Annotated in this window: 3 protein-coding genes; all 3 read left to right on the forward strand. The window is 23.7% G+C overall.

What is annotated here, in order from left to right; all coding sequences use genetic code 11:
- The coding region (locus RWY47_RS08815; protein WP_316030295.1) for a putative zinc-binding metallopeptidase at window positions 1-947 on the forward strand (947 nt) is incomplete at its 5' end.
- A gap of 102 nt (window positions 948-1,049) precedes the next feature.
- Complete coding sequence (locus RWY47_RS08820) at window positions 1,050-1,991, forward strand: L-lactate dehydrogenase (protein ID WP_142730074.1); 942 nt, start codon at window positions 1,050-1,052, stop codon at window positions 1,989-1,991.
- Between the two features lie 785 nt (window positions 1,992-2,776).
- Window positions 2,777-3,520 (forward strand): hypothetical protein, encoded by a 744-nt coding sequence (locus RWY47_RS08825; RefSeq protein WP_025161925.1) that lies wholly within the window; start codon window positions 2,777-2,779, stop codon window positions 3,518-3,520.
- The last annotated feature ends 73 nt before the right edge of the window (window positions 3,521-3,593 follow it).

The following is a 3,593-nucleotide window of genomic DNA, read 5'->3' on the forward strand; positions in this document are numbered from 1 at the left end:
TATTAAATGGTTACGAATATGAAAACTATGGACCTGATAATTCAGAGGGACTTCAAAAAGATAAAACTTTAAATAAATTAAAGGGAATTTTAAGTGAAAGTGATTATAAAACTTTAAAACAGTTAATAGAAGATTACAATCAAGGTGATTATGAATCTATAGATAAAATGCAGGATATTTTATCTATATACAATAAAAAGAATGCAGATGTAATTGTTATGTATTTAACTGAAAATAGTTCTTTAGATTTGAAAGCATCTTTTGATATAACTAAAAATTTAAATTTAAAGTATCGATATATAAAAGGATTAACCCCAGAATATTTAAATGATAAAGAAAGTGAAGAATATAAAAATATATGGGAAAAAATAAAATTTATTTTACCTAATAAAGGATTGGAAAATTTTGATGAACTTTATCTTACAACTGATGGGAAACTTAATGAGTTAGCTTCAGTTAAAGTAAATAATAATAGTGGAAGTAGATGGATAATGAATATAGATCCAGAGGATGTTGTATTTAAAGATAAAAATAAATTATTTTATGAAACAATATTACATGAATATTTTCACTATATGACTCTAAATGATAGACAAGTAAAATATACAGATAACTATAATATGAAAAATTACTGCGAAGAAGGATTAGTATCTAATAAAAATTCGTACATAAATGATTTTTACAATGAGTTTTGGAAAGATATATTAGAAGATAGAAATATAAATAAAGAAAATTTATACTTCTATGATAGACATAAAAACAGTTTTGTTGATGAATATGCATCAACAGATCCGAGTGAAGATATAGCTGAAACATTTAGTTATTTTGTACTTAATGATAAGCCTAAAGGAAATAGTATTAAGGATCAGAAAATAAACTTTTTCTATAAATATAAAGATTTAGTAGAGTTAAGAAATCAATTAAGAAGCAAAATAAATACAATTTGATATTACAAAATTAAATTAAAATAAAATTTATGGTTTATATTTTTTGTTTAATGAAATCATATTAATGTGTATTAATAATGTGATTAGCATAGGAGGAAAAAAATGAAAAATAAAGTTGTAATCATTGGAACTGGAATGGTAGGCATGAGCTATGCTTATTCAATGGTAAATCAAGGAACTTGTGAAGAATTAGTTCTAATTGATATAGATAAAGATAGAGCTCAAGGTGAGGCTATGGATTTAAATCATGGGCTTAACTTTGGAGATAGAATAATGAAAATATATGCAGGTGATTATAAAGATTGCTCTGATGCATATATAATATGCATTACGGCTGGGGCAATACAAAATGAAGGAGAAACTAGATTAGATTTATTAAATAAAAATACTAAAATAATGAAAAATATAATAGGGAATATAAAAGAATCTGGATTTAATGGCATATTGTTGGTTGCAACAAATCCAGTTGATATAATGACATATGTTGCTTATGAATTATCAGGTTATGAAAAAGGAAAGGTTATCGGGTCAGGAACTACACTAGACTCATCTAGACTTAGATATATGTTAAGTGAAAAGCTAGATGTTAACTCTAAAAATATACATGCTTATGTAATGGGAGAACATGGAGACTCTCAATTTGTTGCATGGAGCTATGCATTACAAGGAGTTCAACCTATATATCAAATAGCATCTAAACACAGCAACCTAACTTTTGATGATCTTGATAAAATAGAAGATGAAGTTAGAAATGTTGCTTATGAGATAATAAAAAGAAAGAAATCAACGTACTATGGAATTGGAATGGCTTTAACAGCTATAACAAAAGCTATATTAGAAAATGAAAATAGCATTTTGACGGTATCATCGTATTTAAGAGGCGAATATGGTCATAATGATGTATATATAGCTGTACCTAGTGTAGTAAATAAAAATGGAGTTGAAAGAGTTATAGAATTAGCATTAGACAAAGAAGAAAAATCAAAGTTTGATAAATCTATATGTATAATGAAGGAAAATATTAATAAAATAGATTTTGAATAATTAGATTACTTATTAAATAGAAAAAAGAAATTAAAGGAGTATGATGTTGCATACTCCTTTTTTTATTTGAATTAAAAAAGAATAAAAAAATTTTAAAAAAAGGTAGAATTCTAACTATCTTCTGCATATATTAAAGTATAATGAAATATAAAAAAAATAAATTGCAAATAAGGAGAGATATAAAAAATGTTAGAATTCAGTGAAATGGTGTATTTTGGATATGAAGAAGAGTTAAATTATGACTATTCACCAGATTATAAAACAGAGTAAAATGAAATAAAAAATAACTTTATTTTAAAAAAATAAAAAATATGATTTGAAATTTTGGAAAAATTCAAAAAATATATTGCAAACCAAATATTGGATATGATAGAATTAACTTAATAAGTTGCAAAATTAAAAATAAGGAGGTAAGCTATATGGAAAATGTAGTTATGTTAGATCACTTTGGATATGAAATGGAAATAGATTATGATTATTCACCAGATTATGAGGTTGAGTAACAAAAAAGTCTTTTAAAATTTTAGGAGGACAAAAGAGGTGCATACCACGAGTTTAAATACGTAAAAAGAGCTATCAGTCATTTATTAGATAGCTCTTTTTTATTATATACATATGTTTATTTAAACTTCAAATGCAATTTTAAAAAGTAAATTTACTTATCAAAGTTAACACTTTACTATAATGCATAATTTTAGTAATATAGTACTAGAAAGTTATAGAAAGTTAATAATAAAGTTATTACTACTAATAAATTATTAATTAAATTAAGGAGCAACAATATTATGAATTTTAACAATAAGTATGCAAAAATAATAGGTGTAAGTGAAGATGGGATAAAAAATCTTGAATACATAGTGAACTATAAAAATAATAAAGAAATATTAGATACAGAAAAAATATCTATAAATCAAGATATAGATAAAGATTATGCAGCTAAAATTTTAGATGAAATTGAAATAGTTTTTATTACGTATAATTCAAAAGAACAAAGAACATGTGATATAGTAAAAGCTATAAATTATATGGCAAAAGAAAGAAGAATTGTATCTATTGGAATTGATGTTAATCAAGATGAAAAGAAAGTTGAATTTGATTTCAATGCAGAGTTTGTAATGAGAGATAATAACTCTACTTTAATATGTGAGTTAATTGATATGATGGTAGAATCTGTTTCAGAAGAATGTACTATAAATATAGATTTAACAGATTTAAAAGAAATTTTATCAAAAGAAAAAGGGTTAGCTCATGGATTTGTAGAAAGTGATAATTCGACAAGTAAAGAAGAATTAGTAGATATGCTATTTGATACTATAATAAAAACTAATGATGAATTAACAAAGAAAAAAGGAATAGTATTTATAAGTCTTGGAAATGAATATTGTAAAATTGAAGAAGTTTTATCTATATTAAATGAAGTATTAGAAAATATTCAAGGTAAAATTGATGGAAAATGTGACTTAATATTCACACTTGCTTTAAATGAAAATTTAAATGATAAGATTAGAATGGGAATATTATATAACTAATAAATAAAAAATATAAGTTTTATCAACTTAAATTTATTTTGAATTTAGGAAGTAAAACTTATATTTTTTCGAT

The organism is Paraclostridium sp. MRS3W1, assembly GCF_032465715.1.
Taxonomy (GTDB): domain Bacteria; phylum Bacillota; class Clostridia; order Peptostreptococcales; family Peptostreptococcaceae; genus Paraclostridium; species Paraclostridium dentum.